This is a genomic window from Chryseobacterium nakagawai (assembly GCF_900637665.1).
Taxonomy (GTDB): domain Bacteria; phylum Bacteroidota; class Bacteroidia; order Flavobacteriales; family Weeksellaceae; genus Chryseobacterium; species Chryseobacterium nakagawai.
The window spans coordinates 4,416,542-4,435,392 of sequence record NZ_LR134386.1; the positions used below are offsets into that span (position 1 = coordinate 4,416,542).

Below are 18,851 nucleotides of genomic sequence, written 5' to 3' on the forward strand. Positions count from 1 at the left end.
CGATCGAGAAATTTCCTATCATATATGTTTACTAATTGGAGATCATTTATCATAATCAATCATCATTTATCATTCAATGGTGAAAGCTAAATGCGGTACATTCAAAATTAATAATAATGTAATTTCTTATTCATGAAAATGTAGTAATCTTGTGGGAAATTATATTAATATGAAAAAAATTATCTTATTCTCTGTATTCTCGGGACTTGTCTATGCCCAGGCTCCTACAGGATACTACAACTCGGCCAATGGATTGAGTGGTGCGGCACTTAAAACTGCTTTGAGCAGCATTATTACCAGCGGACACCAGGACAAAGGCTACAATGGATTATGGACTGCCTATAAAACGACCGACATTGATAAAGACTACGAAAATGATGGTTCTATCCTTGATATTTATTCAGAAAAACCTGTAGGTGCTGACCCCTATAAATATACTCCAGGATCAAACCAGTGCGGGACTTATTCTACAGAAGGAAACTGTTACAACAGAGAACATATTATCCCTCAAAGTTTATTTAATCAGGCTTCACCAATGGTGGCTGACATTCATTTTATCAGAGCTACAGATGGCAAAGTAAACGGAATGAGAAGCAATTATCCGTTTGGAAAGGTTGGAAGTGCAACTTTTACCTCTAAGAATGGATCAAAGCTGGGTAATTCTGTTTCTTCAGGATATTCCGGAGTCGTTTTTGAGCCGATTGATGAGTTTAAAGGGGATGTTGCCCGTATGATCTTTTATTTTGTAACGCGTTATCAGAGTAAGCTTTCTTCTTTTTCTTCAGGAAATATGCTGGGAAGTTCTACATTTCCCGGACTTCAGACCTGGGAACTGAATGTTCTTTTAGCATGGCATAATCAAGATCCGGTATCTCAAGCCGAAATTAAAAGGAATAATGCATCATATACTTATCAGGGTAACAGAAATCCTTTCATTGATAACCCAAGCTATGTAAATCTTATCTGGGGATCTCAACAACCAACCAGCGACACTCAAGCTCCTACAACTGCTACAGGTTTAGCCATTTCTTCCAAAACATCCAACAGTATTTCTCTTACATGGAATGCTGCTTCTGATAATGTGGGAGTTTCTGTTTACAATGTTTATATGAATGGAAGTTTGAAAACAACAGCAAGTTCAACTTCTACAACAATTTCAGGATTGGCTCCATCTACCAATTACAGTTTCTTTATTGTAGCTAAAGATGCTGCAGGAAATTCATCGTCCAACAGTTCTACCGTTTCAGGAACAACGAATACAGGAACGTCAACTCCTAATCCATCTACAGACTGTGCCAATGAAAATTTCGAATCCATTCCTGCTGCAAGCTCTACTTATTCCACCAAAACATGGAGCAATGGCGGTATTTCCTGGACTGCTACAGATTCCAGAACAGACCAAACAATCAATAATAAGGCTATTACTGTAAGAAATGGATCATTAACATCCGGAAGTTCGGCAAACGGAATTGGCTCTTTAACAGTAACTACACAGTTGAAATTTTCAGGAAGCAACGGGGTTCTTGATGTAAAAGTGAACGGAACAACAGTGGGTACGGTTCCTTATAGTACGACTGCTGCTACAACAACTATTAATAATATTAATGTTTCCGGAAATGTAACGGTAAGTCTGGTAAATAACTCAGCCAGCAACAGAGTGGCTGTTGATGACCTGAAATGGACATGTTATTCAAGCTCTTCTGCCAGGCAAGCTAAAAGTGTTACCCAAGAGACCACGCAAAACTTTAAAATTACTCCTAACCCGATCACCAATCAGGAGATCATTGTAAAAGGTGAAGTTAAAGATATTAAAAGAGCTGAAATATATACACTTCAGGGGAAAGTTATTCAGACGATTGACAGACCTTTCAGTAATGGAAATGTAATCAGAACCGGAAATCTTAATCAGGGAGTTTATATTTTGAAACTGGATGGAACTACAATGCAGTTTTTAGTAAAATAATCCAAGTATATTTATAATAAAAAGACTGTCTTTGATTAAGACAGTCTTTTGTTTTTAAGAGATGAATATTTAGCTGCTTGGCCAAAGTCCTGCGTATTCAGAATTACCATAAGTAATGGTTTCAGCACTTACCACAAAGCTAATCAGCATATTGTTGCTGTCTATTGCATCAAAGTCTACTTCATGTTGAATAACATATCCGTTTTCCCATTTCAAGGTAATTAATGTACCTTCTTCGTGAGATTTATTGAAGTTGATTTCTCCTGATGTAGGTTTATATTTGCTATTAAGTAAACTTTCCAGAACATCAGATTTCTCTGTTGCTTCGATGGTTACTTTTATCAGTGCATTTGACGGATCTGATGCTACACGCCCTGAAACGTCAGTAGCTCTTGAAACGCTGTAATTAAGTTTTAATAACTTCTGACCTTCACCTCCATTGAATTTTAAGATTCCTCTTGAATTTCCTGCCATATTCTTAAATTTAAATCATTAATGATAGCCCTGTTTAAAGGATTTTCTATAACAAAGATAAACTTCAGGTCCTAATTTAAAAAGTTTTGGGTGAACTGTTTCATAAATTGTAGTAATTCTACGATTCTATGATTTTTAAAATTATAGAATTTTCAAAAAAAAACTTCGATTTACATTTTTCCCTTCCCTATAATAAGAAATGTTTGTAAACATAGGAAACAACCATAATGACAAGATTGATGACAATCAGGGTCATAAGAACAGGGGAATATTTTCTATTCTTATCTATAAAACTTAATCCCAAAATGAAAAAAAACAGCAATACCGTGTATACAGCAGGATACATTTTAAATGCCTCTGAAAATTTCCCTTCAAAGACCAAAACAATGGCACGCTGAGCGCCACAACCCAAACATTCTACCCCCAGAAATTTCTTACTTGGGCAGGTCAGCATAAAGTCTTCTATATTCATTTCTTCTCTTTAGGATGATGATATTCCTATCTTGTCTTGTTATGATGAGATCTTCGCTCTGGTATATTGATGTGGGAAAAAGCATTCTTCTTTCATTTCAAAACTTCCCTGAACTGCAATGTAGGGATTTCTTAATATTTCCCTTGCTACAAAGATCAGATCTGCTTCTCCATGCTGAAGAATTGTCTCGGCTTGCTCCAACTCTGTAATTAAGCCTACAGCTCCTGTTTTCACCCCAGCTTCACTTTTGATCTGGGAAGAGAAAGGAACCTGATATCCGTTGAAAACTGAAATTTTTGCTCCATGGATATTCCCGCCACTTGATACATCCACAAGGTCAACGGAATGCTCTTTTAAGACTTTCGCCAACGCTACACTATCCTGAATATCCCAGCCATTTTCTGCATATTCTGTTCCAGAGATCCTTACAAAAAGTGCCGTATTTTCATTCAGTTCTTCATTCACTGCATTTACAATTTCCATGAGAAAACGGATTCTGTTCTCAAAGCTTCCGCCGTATTCATCTGTCCGGATATTGGATAACGGTGACAAAAACTGATGGATAAGATAACCATGCGCTCCATGAATTTCAATAACATCAAAACCTGCTTTTACTGCTCTTCGGGCTGCTTTTTTAAAATTCTGAACCTGTTCTTTTATCTCATCTGTGCTCAACGCATGTGGAATTCTTTCTGAAGGATGATAAGGAATGGAGCTTGGTGCAATGGTTTCCCAACCTTCTTCAATAGGAATCTGCAAATTATTCCATGTGGAACCTTTTCTACCGGCATGAGCCAGTTGAATGCCTATTTTGCTGTCTGAATTTTCATGAACAAATTCTACTATTCGCTGTAACTTTTCTGCTTGTTCATCATTCCAAACTCCCATGCAGTGATTGGTAATTCTTCCTCTCGGTTCTACTCCTGTAGCTTCTACTACAAGCAAGCCGGTTCCTCCCTGTGCTCTGCTCCCGTAATGCACCAGATGAAAGTCGTTGGCCATCCCGTTTTCGCATGAATACATACACATAGGAGACATTACCCAGCGGTTTTTCAGTTCTATATTTCTGAATTGTATTGAAGTATATAACATTTTCTAGTCTTAAAAAATTGAACTTTTCATTGGAAGAATAAAATATTGCCCACCTCATTAAAAAGAACTAATTTTACCCCCCTTTTTTAGTCTACAATATATGAAAAAAGACATACAGATCAGTTACGAATATTTTAAAAATAGCAGCGAACTGAGCGATATAGAAAAACAATTATTCGAAAGAGCCAAAGAGGCTCGCGCAAACGCTTATGCACCCTATTCTCAGTTTTTTGTAGGATGTGCTGTGCTGTTGGAAAACGGAGAAATATATTCCGGAAACAATCAGGAAAATGCTGCTTTCCCTTCAGGGCTTTGCGCTGAGAGAACTACTCTTTTTTGGGTAGCCGCCAACTTTCCCAATGTGAAGGTAAAAAAGATCTTCGTTGTGGGTGGTCCTAAAGAATTTCACGAAAAAAATCCACCAATTCCACCTTGTGGGGCCTGTCGTCAAAGTTTAATAGAATATGAAACCAAGCAAAACGAAAACATTGACCTTTATTTTTCAAGTATGAATGAGGAGGTTGTGAAAGTTCATGCAGTGAAGGATTTATTGCCGTTCTATTTTGATTCTACCTTTTTATAAGGTGAACCTGTAGATTTGTAATGTATGATTTTAAAGTAAATATTCGGCTTTTGCTGTAATATTTAAAATAATACGGACTTACATGTTATGGTGAGTTATATTGAATTTAAAACCAACAGTCGTTCTGTTGGTTTTTATTTTTAATCCCTACATTTTGTCTACATTCAAGTTTAATGCAACCGTGTTTGTGCTCCTATAGCCATGAATGATATGTAGCCTGAAACCTATGTATCTATGTCGTTTAATTTTTTAACCACATAAGTACATAGATATTATTCCTCAAAATATACGTTTTTCAACAAACAGTATCAAAGAGAAACTTGTGAAATCCCCTTAATCTACTTAAAAACACTCTCCATATAACTTAAAACTCTCGCTGATTTTGCTGATTGAGCTAATCTTTAAACAATAAAAAAGGTTGTTCTATTTCTAAAACAACCCTATTACTTTTTACATTACCAACTAGTCTTCTGTTTCCTCTTCGTCTTCGTCATCTTCATATTGCTCCAGATAGTAGCTGAAAGTGAAATCCTCAACTTCTTCCTCTGCATCTTCTAATGTTGTCAGTAGGTCTTCAAAAATTTCAAGCTGATCTACCGTCATATTCACGAATTCAATGTGAAGTGGCATTTCAAGGTCTCCGGTAATGGTATCGAAAAGCGCATCAAGGTTATCCCCGAAATGTTCAGGAAGCTGAACTTTTTCTTTTAATTGAGCATAGAAATCCTCATAATCGCCTATTTCTGTAAAATCTATATATACTGTCTTCATATTGAACTAAATTTCCAATTTTTACTGATTAAAAAAGTTTTGCATTTCTTACAAAAATCCGTTTCCTCATTAGTAGGATTTTTACCTTCTGCATCTCTCATAAAGCACATTTTTTCCGGGCAATGTGGCAGCCCCTGAGTATGACCAAGCTCATGAATAGCGATCTTATAAAACTGCTCATCTGAGTTTTTCTTGTTTACCCTAAAATCTGATGCTATACAAGCTTTTCCCGGTCTATAACCTAAACCCATCACCCCAAAGTCTTTTATTTTACCTTTGGTCACACTAATATCTTTTGAAGTGAGTCCAATGGTAACAAAGCCTTCCCTGGTCTTAGTGTTTAAAAACTTAATCGTTGAATCCGCTCTATAGCGGTTTCTTTCTTTATAATAAGCATTTCCAGGAAAATCTATAGCTTCAAGAACTTTAACATTAGGATATACTTTTTTAATCCCTTCAGCTACTGTTTTCACTTTTTCAGATTGTATACCTCTGAATGGCTGAATGAGTATGGTTATTGCAGGTTTTTGTTTCTGTACTTTTACATTCCCTTGTTTTTCCGAGCATGAAAACATCAGAAATAAAAACAGTAAATAAGCAAAACTATTATTTTTCAAAAATACTACTTATCCTGGTTTAAATACAAATTATCCTTTTTTACTTTAGATCCTGTTATCGCTTCGTTCCTCACAGTGATAATTACTGTCTTTCAAAACTCTTATAATGGTTTTTGGTAAGGTAAACATCTCCATTTTCGGTATAAATAATCCGGTCTGCATTTCTTCCACCACAATGGTAATTAACATCGGCTTCAAAATATTGATCTCCATCAGGTAATCTCCCTTCCCTGTTCCCAAATTTATCTCCGCCAATAGCTTTTCCTGGAATTGCTTCACAAAGATTTCCTTTTGAAGGATTCCAGCCCTGTTTTCTGGCTTCATTTTTTGTGATGTAGTAATCCGGAAGTCTGTGGTTTTGTTTCACATAACTGATCACTGTTTTTTCTTCAGTCAGCTTTTCAATAGAAACCTGTATTGATGAATTCCCGGTATTATACTGATCTTCTGTGGAAGTACTTCCATAGCTTGCAGCCTCAGTTTTAGCTGGGGATGAATGATCCTTACTCTTAATAAAATTATTATAGATATACATCACAGACATTCCGAAAAGAAGGCCCAAGCATATAAAAAATACCGCTCTTATTTTACTATTCATAGTAACAATATAATATTAATATAACAATGTATCAGTCTAGCAATATACCAATGATTGGTACATTGCTAAATAGTACATTTTATTTATGTTTCTCTCCAATCTTCAGGAATATCACAAACCGGAATAGGATCCATCTTATGTTTTGCTGCTTTATGCATTCTGTCAAAGATTTGGAATACCTCTTTATCTCTGCCTTCATAATCTTCAGCTGTTTTGCTTCCGTATTCTTTCTGAATTTTTTCCAGCTCCGGATACGTTGCTCCAATTTGCTGCTCATCTGTACGGTCTACATCCCAAAGTCCGTCCGTAGGAATTGCTTCTTGAATGCTTTTAATCAGATTCAACCCTTTTGCTAAAGCATACACTTCTGTTTTATAAAGGTCTCCAATTGGAGAAACGTCTACTCCACCGTCTCCATACTTCGTATAAAATCCAATTCCGAAATCCTCCACTTTATTTCCGGTTCCACATACTAAAAGTCCATTAATCTGACCGTAATAATACAGTGTAAGCATCCTTAAACGCGATCTTGTATTGGCAAATGCCAGTTTCTCATTCGGATACAGATCATCTTTTACGTCAAAAGTCTTATAAAGCTCTTCAAAAGCAGGTGTTAAATCTACAGACATGATTTCCACATTGGGAAATCTGGATTTCAGGTCATTCATGTGATCCTGTGCTCTGTCTACCTGGTCAGCTTTCTGACGGATTGGCATTTCGATCAATAATGTTTTTAGTCCAGTCATTGCGGCCAGGGTAGAAACCACTCCGGAATCTACTCCTCCCGAAACTCCAATTACATATCCATTTACTCTGGCTTTTGTGGCATAATCCTTTAACCAGCCAACAATATGATCTATCACTTTCTGTGTCTGCATCGTTTATATTTTTTTTAATCTATTCCAAATTCTTTGGGATATTTTACCTTCCCTTTTATATTTTTTAATCCATCTTTTACCAATTCAATGGCCATTCCGTTTTCTTCCGGAATTTCAAACGGAAATGAGATCCCAAAATTACTTGTTTTTTTGTAACCAAATCTTGGATAATACTCTTCATGTCCAATTAAAATCACCGATTGGTATCCTAACTTTTGAGCTCTAAGATGACCTTCACGAATTAATTGTCCGCCAATTCCTTGATTTTGAAACTCAGGTTTTACAGAAACAGGGGCCAAAGCTAACGATTCAAAAATTTCTGAACCATTTTCAATCATAAGTTTTGTAAACAAAATATGTCCGGCAATCACTCCATTCTCATCTTCCGCAACTAATGACAATTCAGGAATGAATGCCTTAGATTTCCTTAACTTTTCAACAAGAAAATGTTCCTGATGATCACTATGCTCCATTTCCCTAAAGGCTTCTTCTGTCAATTTAAAAACCTCCTCATAATCTTTTGCCTCTTCTTGTCTTACTGTTATCATTATCTTATCTATTGAAAATATTTTTCACGTTTCAATTCATACCAAAGGCATTTAACTCCTGAGTCTTCAAATTCTTCTGTATTCTTGAAGCCCAGCTTTTTTAATATATAATTTGATCCTGTATTTCCAGAATCTGCGTAGGCATAAATAGCGTCTGCATCTAACTCATTAAAACCATAGTTCAGAGATGCTCGTGCTGCTTCTATGGCATAACCTTTGCCCCAGAATTCAGGAATAAAACGATAGCCCAAATCCAATGTATTCACATGTCCGTTGATAGGTTGTTTCAATAATTTCAAGCCGCTCCATCCAATCATCAAATCACTTTCTTTTTCAATTACCGCAAGTCTGCCAACTCCATTTTCTTCATATTGTTTCTGAATCATTTTGATTGCTTCTTTTGATTCATCAACATTTATCACTGGTTTTCCGAGATATTTCATCACTTCAGGGTCAGAATCCATAAGGAACACCTGCTCAAAATCAGCATCTTCAAATTCTCTTAAAATCAATCTTTGGGTTTCAATTTTCATATCATTAGTTTTGTTCATCGGTTCCGAAAATGGTAACATCTGTCTTTAAGCCTTTCTTTATATCTGCTTCTTTCATTTTATTTCCACCTACGTTTAAAGTCTGCAAACCAGGATTTCCGGAAATATCAATTTTAGAAATCTTGTTATGTTCCACATTCAGTCTTCTTAAATTTTTAAGCTGAGACAAATCAATTGTTTTTAACTGATTTAAAGATAATGTTAATTGGTCAATTTTTGGTGTTGCCTTCAGGGAAATAGTTTCCAAAAGGTTATTATCCATATATAAAGACGTAATATTTCCCAGGTTTTCAGCTTTAAATGATTTCACCTTACATCCTGTACATGAAAAAAGATTCAGTTTATCCATATCCTTCAGAACGATCGTAGAAATAGCATTTTCATCCAGCATAATCATTTTTACATTTTTAAAGAAATGCAGATCATCTGTAGAAGTAATCCCTTTTTGGACCAGAAACAGGTTATTAACGGCTTCTGCTTCAAAGTTACTTATCATTCCATCTTTATTCAGATCAAAATTTTCAATGACTGCCTTTTCCAGATTTTTATCTTTAAACTCAAGCTTCTGTCCCTGTAAAAAAGCAAATCCGAAAATACCGATGAATGCTGTAAATATTTTAAATTTCATCATGAAATCTCCATTTAATCCTTATTTTTGTAAACTTAATGTAAAAATAATGAAGATTTTCAGATACATTGCCCTTTCTTCTATTTTAGTTGCGGGATTGAATTCCTGTAAAAAAGAACCTGAAAACCAATGGAAAATAGAGGTAAAAGATACCACCGAAAAAATTGAAATGACGGACATTTCCAAAGCGTTTTATAATCCTAATGTTGCATTAGACCAGTTTAAAGCTCAGTTTCCGTGGTTTCAGGGAACCGTTTCTGATGCTGACTTCTCTAAAAGAAGAGCTGATTCAGAAGAAATTAAGATCTATAAGGAAGCCATTGGAAAAATAGACCAAGCGAAATTACAGAAAGAGCTTCAAAATTTATTTTCACATATCAAACATTACTTTCCACAATTTAAAAGCCCAAAAGTATATCTGTTTTCATCGGCCTTACAAATGGTTCAGGACCCTATCTTTTATGATGAAAAAGGAAATCTTCTATTCATAGATATTACCGGTTTTATGGGTGATGGCAATGCTCATTACAAAGGACTGGAGGTTTACTTTCAGAAATCGATGAACCCACAGAATATTGTTCCTAAGGTTTCTCAGCTTTTTGCTGAAAATATTGTAACAGAGTCTCCGGACCATCAAAAATTCATAGATCAGGTCATTCTTAATGGAAAAGTGATGATTCTACAGGATGCTTTTCTTCCTGATTTTCCAGATTATCTGAAAATGAATTATACAAAGAAACAATATGAATGGGCTACATACAATGAAGCCAATATCTGGAATTATTTTGTAGAAAGTAACCTTTTATTTGGAGATGATCCAAGGTTGGGAGAGCGCTTTATTGCTCCGGGACCATTCTCAAAGTTCTATACTGAAATAGATAACGAATCTTCCCCACAAATCGGGATTTTTACAGGATGGCAGATCTGTAAAGCTTATCTTAAAGAGAAACCTGAAACAAAGCTAACAGACTTCCTGAAAATGGATGCTACGCAAATTTTTAACGAATCCGGTTATAAGCCTCGTGTAACAAAGTAACCGTTATTTCATACCTATATAAGACTTTTTGTAACTACAGAAAGTCTTTTTTTTATTTTTCACCTTTCATCAACACAGTATATATGGAAAATTTAATTAGTATTCGAAATCTAAATTATGGATTTACTCCCCATCAGCTGATTCTGAAAAACATTGATCTTTCGGTCCCCAAAGGAAGTATTTTTGGATTCCTGGGAGCCAATGGTGCCGGAAAATCTACAACGATGAAAATGTTGATCGGCAGTATTCCTGACGACAACCATACCATCCGGATTTTTGACAAGGATTTATCTGATCTCTATCCGGAAGGATTCCAAAAAATTGGGAGCCTGATAGATACAGCTGCATTTTATGACCATCTTTCCGGATGGGATAACCTCATTATCATTTCCAGGCTTCGAGACTTACCTGAATCAGAATGTGAAAGGGTTTTGAATCTCGTAGGCCTTTGGGAAAGCAGAAAAATGAAAATGAAAAAGTATTCTCTGGGAATGAAACAAAGACTTTCTATTGCCATGACTTTACTTGGAAAACCGGATTTGCTGATTCTGGATGAACCTGTAAACGGTCTTGATCCGAATGGAATGCTGGAGATACGGGAACTCTTGATGAAACTCAACAAAGAGGAAGGGGTTACTATTTTCATTTCCAGTCATCTACTTCAGGAAATAGAAAAAATGATTACCCATCTTGCCATTATTTCCCATGGTGAAATACGCTTTACAGGAAGCATACAGGATCTTAATGAACTCTACCGATACAATCATATCAGAATAGGAATCAACAATGCCTCCCAGTTTATCCATGAAATTCCGGAGCAATATTCTCCTAAAATCATCAATGAGAATACTGTAGAAATCACTGCAGAATCTAAAGAACATATTGTTACCCTTATCAAAAACCTGGTTTTGAATCATGCAGAGATCTTTGAGATCAGAAATAATGCAGGTCTTGAAGACTGGTTTATGGAAATAACAAAAAACTAAAACACAGATGAAAAAATTAATAACAGCCATCGGTACAGAATGGCTAAAAACAAAAGGGTTAGGACTCACTTATATTGCTCTTATCTTGGGAGCATTGATCCCTCTGCTGGGTTTTGTTCCTGAATTTTTCAAAAAGAACATCATAATAGATGAAATGTTGAACTATTCTGTATTTGAAAAAGCCATAGGAGGTGAAGCTATTAAATATTTCACATTTTTCGTATTACTTTTATTTGTGATTATCGCTTCCAACAGGATTGCCCAGACTGATCATAAAAACAATGGGTGGCAACTGATGGAAACGCAGCCTTTAAGCAGGCTTCAGTTGTATTTTTCAAAGTACATTATTCTGATATTTCTTTGTACCCTATGTATTGCTTCTTATTTTGGATTTAATATTATTTTAGCTTTAATAGATTATTATGTACATCCTGATCCAGCGAAACTGCTTACTTTCGATGCAGCCTGGATGATAAAAACCTTTATCAGGATCTGGGTGACTATTTTAGGAATTGCAGCGCTTCAGCTTTGTATTTCTGTAGCATTTCAAGGCTTCATCTGGTCATTTCTTATCGGTTCATTGGGAGTGGCTTCCAATATTACTTCTCTTGTACAGAAGCAGGCTTTTTTCTTCAATCCTTATAGTTCTCTATACACTTTTTGGAACGCTCCGGAAATAAAAGGTCTGAACAGTTTCATTTCTCACTCTGAGTATATGAGCCTTTTCTGGATGATTATTTTTCTTAGTCTGGGCTATTTTTGGTACAGTAAAAAAGGATTTAAAAATGCTTTTCTTAAAAACAGAAAACAGATTTTTATTTCTGTCGTGGCGTTAATCATTGGTTCAGGATTGCTTTACATTTTCCAGAAACCAAAGCCTTATCAGAGTGATGGAACCGGAGTTTCTATTAAAGGAAAACTGGAAACTGATATTAAAATAGACTCTGTGAGAATTTATTCTAAAGATTTTCACAAAAAAATAGGAGCTGCAGCTGTCAAAAACAATATATTCAGTTGGACGACCGCCCATCCTATTCCATTGGATGAATATATCCTTGAAATCGGGAATAAAAAAATAAACTTCATTATGTCAAGTGGTGATTGGTTTGATTTTGATATCCAATTAAATAATACAAAACGGATCTATTTTTTACGATCTAACAGAAAAGCAGATCAGGTATACAACAACAATGAAAGTTCTTTTGGATACGAGTTTGAATCTGCATTGGAAAAACAGAATTACATCAATGATCCTACAAAATTCTATGACTTAGCCGAATCTGACTGGAAAGAAAATAAAAGAATCCTGAATGTATTTGCTGATCCCGAAAACAACGCGCTTTCTGAAGACTACAAAAGATACAGAAGAGAACTTATGTCTATTGAATATCTCAACGAGATCAATAATTATAGAAAAATGACTTCATTGACTGATTCAAAATTTGCTCCTCCTGCATCTTTCATTAAGGAATTAAATGAAAACATTCAAAAACCAAGCCCTCTGTTAAGCAAAAATGATAATTACCTTCAATATAAACTGGATCAGTTATTATCTGATAAAGATCAGATCTCCAACCCTGACAGTATCCTTTTTGTAAAGATCAACCAAATGCCTAAAGGAATTTCAAAAGACCAGCTACTATCCAAACATTTAGCTAAGACTATAGAATTACAAACAGATAGCCTTACAAGAAATAAGGTTTTTGATGCTGAAATCAACAAGGTAGGCAATACAGATTACAAGCAAGAGCTTTATGCAAAACTTGACCGGATTAACAGGTCTCAGAAGGGAGCTGTATTTCCCGACCTTACTCTTCTTACTGATAAAGGTATCACTCAAAAACTTTCTAAATATAAAGGTAAATATGTGGTCATTGATTTCTGGGCAACCTGGTGCGGACCATGTAAACAGATCAAACCTGTGTTTGAAACGAGAAGCCATCAATACAGATATTATGATAATATTCAGTTTATTTCTATCAGCCTCGATGAAAATCAATCAAAATGGACCAATTATTTAAAAACAAAAACATCCAATCTTCCGCAGTTTTGGCTGCTAAATGCAGAGCAATTTATGAATAAATACAAAATACAGTCTATTCCCAGGTTTATTATCATAGATCCGGAAGGTAAAATTTTTAACTTTAATTCTCCATTTCCTGATGAAGATAATTTCGTAGAAATTTTGGATAAGCTTAAGAAGTATTAACTTTGTCAAAAATTTTAGATTGATATGAGAAAAACTCAGATTACGATAGATGTAGAGCTTGATGAAAACCACATCCCTGAAAATATTACATGGAATGCTCAGGACGGAGGTGTTGAAAAGGAGGAAACAAAAGCTACCATGATCTCTGTGTGGGATGATAAGGCAATGGAAGCGCTAAGAATTGACCTTTGGACAAAAGAAATGCCGGTAGATCAAATGAAGATGTTTATCCACCAGATTTTAGTTTCTTTAGGAAGTACTTATCAGAGAGCAACTGGTGAAGAGGATGTAGCACAGTGGATGGAAGAAATTGCAGAAGAGTTTGCAGTGAAATCTGCTATAAAGTAAAAACAATTTGGAAATGAAGTCATTTGAGAATTTGAAAATAAAAGGACTGGTATTTGTAACAAGATCAGTTTAATTTTCAAATTACCGCATTATCAAATTATCAAATTATATAAATATGAATTTTAATACCAAAGTAATTCACGGAGGGCAGCATCATGAGTCTGCAACGGGATCTGTAAACGTTCCTGTATTTTTAACCTCTACGTTTGCACAGAAAAGCCCTGGAGTACATTCAGGATACGAATATTCAAGAGCTGCTAACCCAACAAGACAGGCGTTAGAAGATTCTTTAGCCAGTATTGAAAATGGAGCGAGAGGTTTGGCTTTCGGTTCTGGTCTTGCTGCTATCGACTGCGTTTTGAAGTTATTAAATCCTGGTGATGAGGTAATCGCAGTAGATGATCTTTATGGAGGAACTTACAGAATGTTTACCAGACTTTTTGAAAAATATCAGCTGAAGTTCACGTTTGTGAATTTTGATGATGTTTCTAAAATTGCAGATGTAATTACAGATAAAACCAAACTAATCTGGGTAGAAACTCCAACGAACCCATTGATGAAACTGGTAGATATCAAAGCTGTAGTAGACATTGCTAAAGGAAAAGATATCTTAGTTGCCGTAGACAATACTTTTGCAACGCCTTATATTCAAAGACCCATTGATCTGGGAGCTGATATCGTAATGCACTCTGCCACCAAATATTTAGGGGGACACTCTGACGTCATTGCAGGTGCTCTTATTGCTAAAGATGCAGAATTGGGTGAAAAACTTCACTTTATTCAATTTGCAAGTGGTGGTATTTTAGGTCCTCACGATTCTTATCTTGTATTAAGAGGAATCAAAACACTAGCATTAAGAATGCAAAGACATTCTGACAACGGTCTTGCGGTAGCGAAATACCTTGAAACTCATCCTGCAGTGGATAAAGTAATTTATCCGGGATTAGAATCTCACCCTCAATATGAGCTGGCAAAATCTCAAATGAAGGAATCTGGAGGTATGGTTTCATTCACTTTCAAATCTGGAAAGAAAGAAGATGCCATCAAGTTCCTGGAAAAAGTAAGGGTATTTACCTTAGCTGAATCTTTAGGAGGTGTGGAATCTTTAGCAAACCATCCTGCTTTAATGACTCACGCTTCTATCCCGGCAGAAAAACGTGCTGAATTAGGAATCACAGATGACCTTGTGCGTTTAAGCGTTGGAATTGAAGATGCTGAAGACCTTATTGCAGATCTGGAAAGAGCATTTTCGTAAGATATGATAATACACAAAATGAGAAGGATTTACTATCTTTCTCATTTTTTATTACCCCACCAAATACCTATGAAAAACACAAGAAAAGCAATCGTTGCAGATTTACCTCAACTGGCTGAATTGTTTGATCAATACAGAATATTCTATCACAAATCCTCGGATATCCCTGCAGCTTTAGACTTTCTCCGGGAAAGAATTGAAAATAAAGACTCTGAAATTTTTGTTGCAGAAGAAAATGAGATCCTAACCGGCTTTGTACAATTATACCCAATATTTTCTTCCACAAGAATGCAGCGTTATTGGTTGCTGAATGATCTGTACGTCAATGCTAACCATAGAGGAAAAGGCTACTCTAAAGAGCTTATTGAAAAAGCAAAAGAGCTATGCAAAGCTTCAAACGCCTGTGGAATCCTACTTGAAACAGGAAAAAGTAATGATGTAGGTAATCAATTGTATCCTGCCTGCGGTTTTGAGTTGTATGACTCCGTCAATTTCTACGAGTGGATAAATAAATAATATAACAATGTATCAGTTTAACAGTTTACCAATGATTGCTACATTGTTAGACTGCTAAATTGTCAAATTCTAAAACTATGACAGATTTTCAAAAATACATTCAAAGATACTTAGACCAGATTCCATCAGAGAATTGGTTAGCTGAATTAAAAATATCAGAAGACAAAACAGTAGGAATTTATTCTAATCTTACTGAAGAACAATCAAAATTCGCCTACGCTGAAGGTAAATGGACATTGAAAGCATTACTCCTTCACTTATCCGATACTGAAAGAGTTTTTCAATACAGAATACTAGCTTTTGCCAGAGGTGATAAAAACAATCTTCCCGGATTTGATGAAAATGAATACGCAGATCAGTCTTTCGCCAGTGAAAGATCATTAGAATCTTTAGTGGAAGAATATAAACTGGTAAGGAAATCTACTCAGATTCTATTAGAGACAATGAATCCAGCAGCTTTACAATATACAGGTATTGCCAATGGTAACGAAATCTCAGTGGAGACCATAGGGAAACTGATTATTGGACATAATTATCACCACCTGAATATTATTGAGGAGAGATATTTATCTAAATTGGGATGGATGTGATGAAATAGTAAGTTTTGGCTAAAGCCAATTGAATATATTATTTATTGTTAAACGGGCTAAAGCCCGTTTCTATTGAATCTGATACAATGTCGTAAGATAATTTTGAACGCTATAATCGAGATTTATTTTCATTCCTAGATAATAAATAACATATTTACAATTCTACATACATAAAATATCAATAGGGACGGGCTTTAGCCGTCTTTTAATTTTATTCCAAATCCATTGGCTTTAGCCAAAACTTAATTAAAAAAACATTATTTTTGATAAAACAACACAAATGCCCTTTATCAAAATTTATGTTCACCTTGTTTTCTCAACAAGAAACAGAACGCCCCATCTCAATACATTCGATCTAAGAATAAAAGTGTGGAAGCACATCAAAGAATATGCAACAGAAAAAGGAATTTTCTTAGATATGATCAATGGATATTCAGATCATTGCCATTGCCTGGTTTCCTTAGGATCCCATCAGAATATAGAAAAAATTGTACAATTATTGAAGGGAGAGTCATCTTATTGGATCAATAAACATCAACTTACCAAAGATAAATTTTCCTGGCAGGATGAATACTTTGCTGTTTCTGTTTCTGAAACTAAATTAGATGTTGTAAGGAATTATATTAAGAATCAGGAAAAGCATCATCAGAAAAAGAGTTTCACAGAGGAATATCGGGAATTATTGAAAAATACAATTTTAATGTGTAAATTGAATGCATTATTTATTATTAAACGGGTTAAAGCCCGTTTCTATTTAATCTGATACAATGTCGTAAGATAATTTTGAACGCTATAATCGAGATTTATTTTCATTCCTAGATAATAAATAACATATTTACAATTCTACATACATAAAATATCAATAGGGACGGGCTTTAGCCCGTCTTTTAATTTTATTCCAAATCCATTGGCTTTAGCCAAAACTTAATTTAAAAACATTACTTTTGATAAAACAACACAAATGCCCTTTATCAAAGTTTATGTTCACCTTGTTTTCTCAACAAGAAACAGAACGCCCCATCTCAATACATTCGATCTAAGAATAAAAGTGTGGAAGCACATCAAAGAATATGCAACAGAAAAAGGCATTTTCTTAGATATGATCAATGGATATTCAGATCATTGCCATTGCCTGGTTTCCTTAGGATCCCATCAGAATATAGAAAAAATTGTACAATTATTGAAGGGAGAGTCATCTTATTGGATCAATAAACATCAACTTACCAAAGATAAATTTTCCTGGCAGGATGAATACTTTGCTGTTTCTGTTTCCGAAACTAAATTAGATGTTGTAAGGAATTATATTAAGAATCAGGAAAAGCATCATCAGAAAAAGAGTTTCACAGAGGAATATCGGGAATTTATTGAAAAATATAATTTTAATGTGTAAATTGAATACATTATTTATTATTAAACGGGCTAAAGCCCGTTTCTATTGAATCTGATACAATGTCGTAAGATAATTTTGAACGCTATAATCGAGATTTATTTTCATTCCTAGATAATAAATAACATATTTACAATTCTACATACATAAAATATCAATAGGGACGGGCTTTAGCCCGTCTTTTAATTTTATTCCAAATCCATTGGCTTTAGCCAAAACCTAAAAACATACCAATGCCACCATCCTTTTTATCTTCAATTTTTTGTACAAAATTCATATATTCTCTACCTTTATCCACTGTTTTGAATGTAATAAAAATATGGAACCTATTATTGAAATATTAAAATCCGGCGGAACGATTCTATACCCTACTGATACCATTTGGGGAATTGGCTGTGATGCCACCAATATAGAAGCTGTCAACAAAATTTTTGACATCAAAAAACGTGAAAAAAACAAATCCATGATTATTTTGGTTGAGTCTGAAAAGAGGCTTCAGGATTTGGTAGAAGTTCCCGAAATGGCATGGGAAATTATTGATTTAAGTGAAAAACCGGTAACTATTGTTTATGAAAACCCAAAAGGTTTGCCTAAAGAATTGCTTGCGGAAGATGGCAGCATCGGAATAAGATTGGTGAAAAATGATTTTTGTAAAAAACTAATCACCAAGCTGAATAAGCCTTTGGTTTCTACCTCTGCTAATTTCAGTGGTGATAAAAGTCCATTGAAATTCTCTGATATTTCTCCGGAAATCATCAGTCTTGTAGATTATGCTGTAGAAGAAGACAGAGAGAAAGTTTCAAAATACTCAGGATCTTCGGTGATCAAAATATGGAGTGATAACAGGATAAAAGTTCTTAGAGAATAAAAATTCTGTATTAATCCGTTTATTTTTTAGAGTCTTGCTTGTTCATATCGGCAGGATTTCTTTTTTTTAATTCTATCTTTGCAAAATCCAACTCGTAAAATACATGTTATGCATCATCAAGAATTCGCTCAAATGTGGATAAATGCTTGGAACTCTCACGATTTAGAGAGTATACTCTCCCACTATTCTGATGATATTGAGATTACCACCCCCATGATTGCTATGGCTACCGGAGGAAAAGAAAGTTCTTTAAAGGGAAAAGAAGCCGTTCGTGATTACTGGAGAAAGGCGCTGGATAAGTTTCCGGATCTGCATTTTGATCTGATTCATTCCACAGCAGGGGTAAATTCTGTAGCATTATTTTATAGGTCTATCATGGATAAACATGCTGTAGAAGTAATGTTTTTTAATGAAGAAGGAAAAATAAATAAAATGTACGCTCATTATGATTAATGAGCAGCATTGGTAGAAATTGACGCTA

At 35.0% G+C, this 18,851-nt stretch carries 23 protein-coding genes; 13 read left to right on the forward strand and 10 right to left on the reverse strand.

The features are described 5' to 3' along the window. Positions 1-169 precede the first annotated feature (169 nt). A complete protein-coding gene (locus tag EL260_RS19790; RefSeq protein WP_123857239.1) occupies positions 170-1,963 on the forward strand; it encodes an endonuclease in 1,794 nt (597 codons plus the stop codon). Positions 1,964-2,032: 69 nt separating this feature from the next. Here EL260_RS19790 and tssD read toward each other — a convergent pair whose 3' ends face one another. From tssD to namA, 3 genes are all read right to left on the reverse strand, one after another. After that, positions 2,033-2,437 (reverse strand): type VI secretion system tube protein TssD, encoded by a 405-nt coding sequence (gene tssD / locus EL260_RS19795; protein WP_045499934.1) that lies wholly within the window; start codon positions 2,435-2,437, stop codon positions 2,033-2,035. Between the two features lie 187 nt (positions 2,438-2,624). Continuing rightward, entirely contained in the window at positions 2,625-2,909 is a 285-nt protein-coding gene (locus EL260_RS19800; RefSeq protein ID WP_123857240.1) for a DUF2752 domain-containing protein, read from the reverse strand. A 39-nt stretch (positions 2,910-2,948) separates the two neighbouring features. Beyond that, positions 2,949-4,001, reverse strand: coding sequence for an NADPH dehydrogenase NamA (gene namA / locus EL260_RS19805; protein ID WP_123857241.1), 1,053 nt, complete (start codon positions 3,999-4,001; stop codon positions 2,949-2,951). Positions 4,002-4,101: 100 nt separating this feature from the next. Between namA and EL260_RS19810 the strand changes: the two genes are divergently transcribed. Further along, entirely contained in the window at positions 4,102-4,584 is a 483-nt protein-coding gene (locus EL260_RS19810) for a cytidine deaminase (RefSeq protein ID WP_123857242.1), read from the forward strand. 462 nt (positions 4,585-5,046) lie between these two features. Here EL260_RS19810 and EL260_RS19815 read toward each other — a convergent pair whose 3' ends face one another. From EL260_RS19815 to EL260_RS19845, 7 genes are all read right to left on the reverse strand, one after another. Continuing rightward, positions 5,047-5,355 (reverse strand): barstar family protein, encoded by a 309-nt coding sequence (locus EL260_RS19815; RefSeq protein ID WP_123857243.1) that lies wholly within the window; start codon positions 5,353-5,355, stop codon positions 5,047-5,049. Further along, positions 5,352-5,972 carry a Zn-dependent protease gene (locus EL260_RS19820; protein ID WP_123857244.1) on the reverse strand — a complete coding sequence of 207 codons (621 nt, stop codon included), beginning with the start codon at positions 5,970-5,972 and terminating at the stop codon, positions 5,352-5,354. The genes EL260_RS19815 and EL260_RS19820 overlap by 4 nt, the downstream gene beginning before the upstream one ends. An 82-nt stretch (positions 5,973-6,054) precedes the next feature. Next, the gene (locus EL260_RS19825; protein ID WP_228445547.1) at positions 6,055-6,570 is read right to left on the reverse strand and encodes a ribonuclease domain-containing protein; all 516 of its coding nucleotides are present in this window, start codon (positions 6,568-6,570) and stop codon (positions 6,055-6,057) included. Between the two features lie 83 nt (positions 6,571-6,653). Further along, on the reverse strand, positions 6,654-7,448 hold the full coding sequence (nadE, locus tag EL260_RS19830) for an NAD(+) synthase (RefSeq protein ID WP_123857245.1): 795 nt from the start codon (positions 7,446-7,448) through the stop codon (positions 6,654-6,656). 14 nt (positions 7,449-7,462) lie between these two features. After that, positions 7,463-7,996, reverse strand: a complete 534-nt coding sequence (locus EL260_RS19835) for a GNAT family N-acetyltransferase (protein ID WP_123857246.1) — start codon at positions 7,994-7,996, stop codon at positions 7,463-7,465. Positions 7,997-8,004: 8 nt separating this feature from the next. Then, entirely contained in the window at positions 8,005-8,529 is a 525-nt protein-coding gene (locus EL260_RS19840; RefSeq protein WP_228445549.1) for a GNAT family N-acetyltransferase, read from the reverse strand. 4 nt (positions 8,530-8,533) lie between these two features. Continuing rightward, positions 8,534-9,178: a leucine-rich repeat domain-containing protein gene (locus EL260_RS19845; protein ID WP_123857248.1), complete on the reverse strand. Its 645-nt coding sequence runs from the start codon at positions 9,176-9,178 to the stop codon at positions 8,534-8,536. A gap of 46 nt (positions 9,179-9,224) precedes the next feature. Between EL260_RS19845 and gldB the strand changes: the two genes are divergently transcribed. The 11 genes from gldB to EL260_RS19900 all read left to right on the forward strand — a co-directional run bounded on the left by gldB (position 9,225) and on the right by EL260_RS19900 (position 18,823). Then, a complete protein-coding gene (gldB, locus tag EL260_RS19850; protein ID WP_185145921.1) occupies positions 9,225-10,211 on the forward strand; it encodes a gliding motility lipoprotein GldB in 987 nt (328 codons plus the stop codon). Positions 10,212-10,294: 83 nt separating this feature from the next. Then, on the forward strand, positions 10,295-11,197 hold the full coding sequence (locus EL260_RS19855; RefSeq protein WP_123857250.1) for an ABC transporter ATP-binding protein: 903 nt from the start codon (positions 10,295-10,297) through the stop codon (positions 11,195-11,197). A gap of 7 nt (positions 11,198-11,204) precedes the next feature. After that, the gene (locus EL260_RS19860) at positions 11,205-13,406 is read left to right on the forward strand and encodes a thioredoxin-like domain-containing protein (protein ID WP_123857251.1); all 2,202 of its coding nucleotides are present in this window, start codon (positions 11,205-11,207) and stop codon (positions 13,404-13,406) included. Between the two features lie 24 nt (positions 13,407-13,430). Then, positions 13,431-13,754 (forward strand): gliding motility protein GldC, encoded by a 324-nt coding sequence (gene gldC / locus EL260_RS19865; RefSeq protein ID WP_123857252.1) that lies wholly within the window; start codon positions 13,431-13,433, stop codon positions 13,752-13,754. A gap of 115 nt (positions 13,755-13,869) precedes the next feature. Continuing rightward, the gene (locus tag EL260_RS19870; RefSeq protein ID WP_123857253.1) at positions 13,870-15,009 is read left to right on the forward strand and encodes a cystathionine gamma-synthase; all 1,140 of its coding nucleotides are present in this window, start codon (positions 13,870-13,872) and stop codon (positions 15,007-15,009) included. A gap of 69 nt (positions 15,010-15,078) precedes the next feature. Beyond that, the gene (locus tag EL260_RS19875) at positions 15,079-15,525 is read left to right on the forward strand and encodes a GNAT family N-acetyltransferase (protein ID WP_123857254.1); all 447 of its coding nucleotides are present in this window, start codon (positions 15,079-15,081) and stop codon (positions 15,523-15,525) included. 77 nt (positions 15,526-15,602) lie between these two features. Further along, positions 15,603-16,115: a DinB family protein gene (locus EL260_RS19880; protein ID WP_123857255.1), complete on the forward strand. Its 513-nt coding sequence runs from the start codon at positions 15,603-15,605 to the stop codon at positions 16,113-16,115. 280 nt (positions 16,116-16,395) lie between these two features. Then, a complete protein-coding gene (gene tnpA, locus EL260_RS19885; RefSeq protein ID WP_228445550.1) occupies positions 16,396-16,878 on the forward strand; it encodes an IS200/IS605 family transposase in 483 nt (160 codons plus the stop codon). 198 nt (positions 16,879-17,076) lie between these two features. Next, a complete protein-coding gene (gene tnpA / locus EL260_RS19890; protein ID WP_123857256.1) occupies positions 17,077-17,505 on the forward strand; it encodes an IS200/IS605 family transposase in 429 nt (142 codons plus the stop codon). Between the two features lie 316 nt (positions 17,506-17,821). Continuing rightward, positions 17,822-18,370 carry an L-threonylcarbamoyladenylate synthase gene (locus EL260_RS19895; RefSeq protein ID WP_123857257.1) on the forward strand — a complete coding sequence of 183 codons (549 nt, stop codon included), beginning with the start codon at positions 17,822-17,824 and terminating at the stop codon, positions 18,368-18,370. 108 nt (positions 18,371-18,478) lie between these two features. Beyond that, a complete protein-coding gene (locus EL260_RS19900; RefSeq protein WP_123857258.1) occupies positions 18,479-18,823 on the forward strand; it encodes a nuclear transport factor 2 family protein in 345 nt (114 codons plus the stop codon). Positions 18,824-18,851 lie beyond the last annotated feature (28 nt).

Bases quoted from the DNA above. Each gene is read 5' to 3' on its own strand.
- EL260_RS19790 (WP_123857239.1), top strand. From the start codon at position 170: ATGAAAAAAATTATCTTATTCTCTGTATTCTCGGGACTTGTCTATGCC.
- tssD (WP_045499934.1), bottom strand. From the start codon at position 2,437: ATGGCAGGAAATTCAAGAGGAATCTTAAAATTCAATGGAGGTGAAGGT.
- EL260_RS19800 (WP_123857240.1), bottom strand. From the start codon at position 2,909: ATGAATATAGAAGACTTTATGCTGACCTGCCCAAGTAAGAAATTTCTG.
- namA (WP_123857241.1), bottom strand. From the start codon at position 4,001: ATGTTATATACTTCAATACAATTCAGAAATATAGAACTGAAAAACCGC.
- EL260_RS19810 (WP_123857242.1), top strand. From the start codon at position 4,102: ATGAAAAAAGACATACAGATCAGTTACGAATATTTTAAAAATAGCAGC.
- EL260_RS19815 (WP_123857243.1), bottom strand. From the start codon at position 5,355: ATGAAGACAGTATATATAGATTTTACAGAAATAGGCGATTATGAGGAT.
- EL260_RS19825 (WP_228445547.1), bottom strand. From the start codon at position 6,570: ATGAATAGTAAAATAAGAGCGGTATTTTTTATATGCTTGGGCCTTCTT.
- nadE (WP_123857245.1), bottom strand. From the start codon at position 7,448: ATGCAGACACAGAAAGTGATAGATCATATTGTTGGCTGGTTAAAGGAT.
- EL260_RS19835 (WP_123857246.1), bottom strand. From the start codon at position 7,996: ATGATAACAGTAAGACAAGAAGAGGCAAAAGATTATGAGGAGGTTTTT.
- EL260_RS19840 (WP_228445549.1), bottom strand. From the start codon at position 8,529: ATGAAAATTGAAACCCAAAGATTGATTTTAAGAGAATTTGAAGATGCT.
- EL260_RS19845 (WP_123857248.1), bottom strand. From the start codon at position 9,178: ATGATGAAATTTAAAATATTTACAGCATTCATCGGTATTTTCGGATTT.
- gldB (WP_185145921.1), top strand. From the start codon at position 9,225: ATGAAGATTTTCAGATACATTGCCCTTTCTTCTATTTTAGTTGCGGGA.
- EL260_RS19855 (WP_123857250.1), top strand. From the start codon at position 10,295: ATGGAAAATTTAATTAGTATTCGAAATCTAAATTATGGATTTACTCCC.
- EL260_RS19860 (WP_123857251.1), top strand. From the start codon at position 11,205: ATGAAAAAATTAATAACAGCCATCGGTACAGAATGGCTAAAAACAAAA.
- gldC (WP_123857252.1), top strand. From the start codon at position 13,431: ATGAGAAAAACTCAGATTACGATAGATGTAGAGCTTGATGAAAACCAC.
- EL260_RS19870 (WP_123857253.1), top strand. From the start codon at position 13,870: ATGAATTTTAATACCAAAGTAATTCACGGAGGGCAGCATCATGAGTCT.
- EL260_RS19875 (WP_123857254.1), top strand. From the start codon at position 15,079: ATGAAAAACACAAGAAAAGCAATCGTTGCAGATTTACCTCAACTGGCT.
- EL260_RS19880 (WP_123857255.1), top strand. From the start codon at position 15,603: ATGACAGATTTTCAAAAATACATTCAAAGATACTTAGACCAGATTCCA.
- tnpA (WP_228445550.1), top strand. From the start codon at position 16,396: ATGCCCTTTATCAAAATTTATGTTCACCTTGTTTTCTCAACAAGAAAC.
- tnpA (WP_123857256.1), top strand. From the start codon at position 17,077: ATGCCCTTTATCAAAGTTTATGTTCACCTTGTTTTCTCAACAAGAAAC.
- EL260_RS19895 (WP_123857257.1), top strand. From the start codon at position 17,822: ATGGAACCTATTATTGAAATATTAAAATCCGGCGGAACGATTCTATAC.
- EL260_RS19900 (WP_123857258.1), top strand. From the start codon at position 18,479: ATGCATCATCAAGAATTCGCTCAAATGTGGATAAATGCTTGGAACTCT.